Source organism: Corynebacterium sp., from assembly GCF_012838985.1.
Taxonomy (GTDB): Bacteria; Actinomycetota; Actinomycetes; order Mycobacteriales; family Mycobacteriaceae; genus Corynebacterium.
In genome coordinates this window covers 1-4962 of sequence record NZ_DUOE01000156.1, presented here as the reverse complement: position 1 = coordinate 4962, position 4962 = coordinate 1, and the positions used below count along the sequence as shown (strand labels likewise).

Genomic DNA, 4962 nt, shown 5'->3' with positions numbered 1-4962 from the left:
TGCGATCGCGGTCTTCTTCATGCTCGCCTTAGTGCATCTGGATACACCGCGAGAAGTAGCAGATCTGACCACCTGCGCGTTTGCGGGCGCGAAATCGCGTCGGTGTATCCAGATGCACTAACTCCCGGCCGGCCACCCCAACGGGCGCGCCACCCCACGTGATTCCCCGGTTCCACGCGAGCCCCGCTGGGCGCGCATACGTCCGCCCCCATCAGGATCCCGCCCGACCCCGTCAGCGCCCCACACCCGACATCAGACCCCGCCAAACGCCCCAGTTCGCCCCGTTCGCCCCGCCCCAAAACCAAAACTCGGGATCAATAACTCGGGATCAACCCTGATCCCGACTTTTGGGCCGGGGAAAAGGACTGATCCCGAGTTATTGATCCCGAGTTAAAGGGCGCGGGCGGACTGATCCCGAGTTAAAGGCAGCCGCACGGGCGCCGGCGCGCTGATCCCGAGCTATTGATCCGATGTGAAAGCCCGCGCCCGCAGCGCCGCTAGTCGACCTTGGAGCCGTGGCGGGCCAGCGCGGTGACGGTGCACTTCATGTAGCCGAAGAGCGGCAGGTTCCACAGGATGTCGTGGAGTTCGTCGGCGTCGGCGACGTCGAAAATCGAGTAGTTGGAGTACTCGCCGGCGATGCGCCAAATCTCGACCCACTTGCCTTCGCGCTGCAGCTCCTGGCTGTACGCCTTTTCGCGGGCGATGGTTTCGTCGCGGACCTGCGGGTCGAGGTCCTTCGGGATGTTGACGTCCATGCGGACATGGAAGAGAGCCATTCGTTCTTCTCCTTATTTAATGGTCGTTGCGGGTTGGTTCGTTTGCTTGCCGACGCCGTGGCCGGCGACCGGCCCGAGTGCCGGGATCCGGGCCGGAGACAAGGACGGAGTCCGAGCCGAGCGGGCACCGGGGTCCAGGCCGAGCGGCCCCGGAACACCGGGGTCCAGGCAGAGAGAGCTCGGGCCCCGGCCGCCGGGATCAGCCGCGGGTGTAGAACGCGACCTTGTCGTCGTCGGGCTCGAGGCCCAGGCCGGGGCCGTCGGGAAGCAGGACCTTGCCGTCCTCGTAGACGAGGTCGGTCTTGGTGTAGGTCTCCTTCAGCAGCATCGGGCCGAACAGCTCCGAGCCGTAGGAGATGCCCTCGACGGCGCAGGCGAAATGCACCGAGGCGGCCGTGCCGATGGGGCCCTCCAGGCTGGTGGCGCCGTGGCAGGCGAGGCCGGCGGTCTCCGCGATGGCCACGGTCTTCAGGGATTCGCGCAGGCCACCGAGCTTGGTGGTCTTCACGGCGATGACGTCGGCCGCCTCCGCCCGGACCACGGCCAGGGCGTCCGCCGGGGAGCACACGGATTCGTCGGCCATCACCGGGACGCCGGTGCGGCGGGTGATTTCCCGCAGCGTCGCCAAGTCATGTGCGGGCGTGGGCTGTTCGAAAAGCTGCACGCCGGCGTCGGCAAGCGTGGGCAGGTGACGGAGCGCGGTGAGGCGGTCCCAGCGCGCGTTGACGTCGATGCGGATGGACACGCCGCCGGGCACCTTGTCCGCCAGGGCGCGGGTGAGTTCCGCGACGCGGGCGGTGTCCTCGGCGGGGTCGCCGGCGCCCATCTTCAGCTTGAAGCTGCGGTGGCCGACGCCGTTCATGCGCTCGTCGATTTCTTCCAGCGCCGTCTCCAGGGGCAGCACACCCAGCGCCCAGGTGACGTCGATGGAGTCGCGGACCGCGCCACCCAGCAGGTCACGCACCGGAATGCCGAGTGCCCGCGCCCAGGCGTCGTGCATCGCGACGTCGACGGCGGCCTTCGCGAACCGCGCGTTGGCCACCACCTTCTCAAGGTCGCGCATGATGCCGGTCAGCTCGTCGAGCCGGCGGCCCACCATGACCGGGGCGAGGTACCCGTCGACGATGGCCTTCATCGTCTCCGCGGATTCGCCGCCCCACCACGGGCCACCGGGCACGACGCCTTCACCCCAACCGCGGACGCCGTCGGCGGTGGTGACCTCCACCAGGAGGATCGGCTGGGCGGTGGCGGTCGTCGTGGCGAAACCGTGCGGGCGAATCAGCGGGATGTCCAGGATTCGGCTGGTCACCCGCTCGATGGTCAGGTTGGTCATGGGGGTCCTTTCGGGAGTGCGGCCGCGGCCCGGGTTTCGGGGCCCGGACCAGGATGTCAGAGGGCGTGCGTCGGAAAGCTCGGGGATAGCTCGGGGATAGCGCGCGGGAAGCACGGTGCAAGCGGTGCCTGCGGGGATTACCGCGCTTTCCGACGACCGGGCGTTGAACCGCCACGGCCCCGACCCGCGCGACGGCGGATCGGGGGTGGGCGACAACTGCGCAAAGATTCGGGGCGGCGGCGTGGAGACGTGGGTCCGCCGCAACCGTGAGGGAGGGGTCACCTCCCGGGAGCATCGCTTCCGGGGGGGGGATCACCTCCCGGGAGGGTCAACTCCCCAAGGGCGTGGAGCCCAGGGCTTAGTTCTCCTTGTCGGCGTCCAGGGCGAAGCCGTACTCGACGACGTTGTTGCCCTCGGCGTCCGGCTTCGGGTCCAGGATGAGCTCCGGCTTGACGGCGGTTGCGACGTCGGTGTCGACCCAGTCGCCACCCTGGAAGTACAGCTGGGTGGTGATGGAGCGGTGGCCCGGGTGGGTGACGCGCAGGTGCAGGTGCGCCGGGCGCCACGGGTGGCCACCGTAGGAGTCGATGAACCAGCCGGTCGGGCCGTCGGCCGGAATCTGGTACGGGGCGGGCTGCAGGGTGGTGATCTCGTAGCGGCCCTCCTCGTCGGTGACGATGGTGCCGCGCAGGTTCCACTCCGGGATGCCCGGGGCGAACTGGGAGTAGTAGCCCTCCTCATCGGCGTGCCACAGCTCGACCTTGGCGCCGCCGAGGCCGTTGCCGTCGATGTCGGTGACCTGGCCCTTGAAGATGAGGGAGGTGGCCTCGCGGTCCTTGTCGCGCATCGGCATCTCGCAGACGGCGGGGAGCTCGGGAGCGTTCTCCACGTAGTACGGGCCCTCGATGGAACCCTTGGTGCCGGTGTAGTCGAGGCGGTTGTAGTGGATCTCCTCGATCTCGTGCTCGACGAAGACGTCGAGCCACAGCGGCCACTCGCCGTACTCGCCGACGTCAATCATCCACTGCTTCAGGACGCGGTACTCGTCGTAGGTGACCTGGTGGTCGTGGGCGACCTTCGCGATGGCGGCGAGCAGGTCCTTGTAGATCTCGGAGGCGCGCTCCTTGGAGGTGTCCGCGGAAACGCGGTCCGCCTTGAACTTGTCGGTGGCGGCGTTGCCGGAGGCGTGGGCGGTGGGGTCCACGGCCTCGGCGGCGGTCTGGTTCTGATCGAGCGTCTGGGTCATGGTGCTCTCCTCGGGTGCGGGGCCGTCTGGCCCGGAAGGGGGCTGGTGCTTCTCCGGCCGGAGGGCCACCGCGGTTCGGCGGGGCCCGGAGCGGTGGTCCGCCCGGCTGGAATGACCCAACTGTGCGTCAGGACACAGCGGTAGTCAACCCTCCTAATTGTCATGATTTCACACATAATTCACCCGATGTTCGCATTTCACGCCACATCACCGCAGGTCAAAACAGTGAAGGTAAATTTGCCGACCAATCGACGAACACTGTCCCCTAGGCCAACCCTAGGCATCTCCCTAGTGTGATCCAGTTCATCTTCGCTCATGATGGCTAGTGAGCCGCACCACACATCCGGGGCGACCGCACCGTTGGGTCGCACCACCTGCAGTCCCCCGGAGCGTGGTCGCGGCACATGCCCCAGCTTCACGGGAACACCGCCGGGCCGGCGTCGGAAAGCACCGCACGCCCCCGACGCACCGACGGACAAGACAGCCCCGCACCCCGCGAAGCACCCGACAATCACCAGGAGGCCAGGCCATGAGCACCCCCCTCGATGACATCCGCACCACCCTCGACCGCGCGCTGGAGGATCACCCCGACGAGGGCATCGTCCGCGTCAACCGCCGCATCTTCACCGACCCCGAAATCTTCGACCTGGAGATGCGCCACATCTTCGAGGGCAACTGGATTTACCTGGCCCACGAGTCGCAGGTCCCGAACCCGGGCGACTACTTCACCACGTACATGGGCCGCCAGCCCATCATGATCACCCGCTCCAAGGACGGCGAGCTCAACGCGCTCATCAACGCCTGCTCCCACCGCGGCGCCATGCTGTGCCGCCGCAAGACCGACAACCGCACCACGCTGACCTGCCCGTTCCACGGCTGGACGTTCAGCAACGACGGTGCGCTGCTGAAGGTCAAGGACGAGAAGGACGGCGCCTACCCGGAGAACTTCAACAAGGACGGCTCCCACGACCTGCGCCGCGTGCCCAAGTTCGAGAGCTACCGCGGCTTCCTGTTCGGTTCCCTGAACCCGGACGTCCCGCCGCTGGAGGAGCACCTCGGCGACGCCACCACCATCATCGACATGCTGGTCGACCAGTCGCCGGAGGGCCTCGAGGTCCTGCGCGGCTCCTCCACCTACGTCTACGACGGCAACTGGAAGCTGCAGACCGAGAACGGCGCCGACGGCTACCACGTCTCCTCCACCCACTGGAACTACGCGGCCACCACCTCCCGCCGCGGCTCCGGCGAGTCCACCAACGAGACCCGTGCCATGGACGCCGGCACCTGGGGCAAGCAGGGCGGCGGCTACCACTCCTTCCCGCACGGCCACATGCTGCTGTGGATGTGGTGGGGCAACCCCGCCGACCGTCCGCTGTACGACCGCAAGGAGGAGCTGAAGGCCGAGTTCGGCGAGGAGAAGGGCGAGTTCATGGTCGGCGCGTCCCGCAACCTGTGCCTGTACCCGAACGTGTACCTGATGGACCAGTTCTCCTCGCAGATCCGCCACATCCGCCCGATTGACGTGGACAAGACCGAGGTCACCATCTACTGCATCGCCCCGAAGGGCGAGTCCGCGGAGGCCCGCGCCAACCGCATCCGCCAGT

At 67.7% G+C, this 4962-nt stretch carries 4 protein-coding genes; 1 reads left to right on the top strand and 3 read right to left on the bottom strand.

Features of this window, described 5'->3' with window-relative positions; translation table 11 throughout:
- Positions 1-497: 497 nt before the first annotated feature.
- From catC to catA, 3 genes are all read right to left on the bottom strand, one after another.
- On the bottom strand, positions 498-779 hold the full coding sequence (gene catC / locus GXZ33_RS09110) for a muconolactone Delta-isomerase (protein ID WP_291340705.1): 282 nt from the start codon (positions 777-779) through the stop codon (positions 498-500).
- Between the two features lie 199 nt (positions 780-978).
- Positions 979-2112, bottom strand: coding sequence for a muconate/chloromuconate family cycloisomerase (locus GXZ33_RS09105; protein WP_291340703.1), 1134 nt, complete (start codon positions 2110-2112; stop codon positions 979-981).
- A 358-nt stretch (positions 2113-2470) separates the two neighbouring features.
- Positions 2471-3358, bottom strand: a complete 888-nt coding sequence (catA, locus tag GXZ33_RS09100; RefSeq protein ID WP_291340701.1) for a catechol 1,2-dioxygenase — start codon at positions 3356-3358, stop codon at positions 2471-2473.
- A gap of 529 nt (positions 3359-3887) precedes the next feature.
- Here catA and GXZ33_RS09095 point away from each other — a divergent pair.
- Positions 3888-4962: Rieske 2Fe-2S domain-containing protein (locus tag GXZ33_RS09095; RefSeq protein ID WP_291340699.1), on the top strand; the 1075-nt coding region annotated here is incomplete at its 3' end.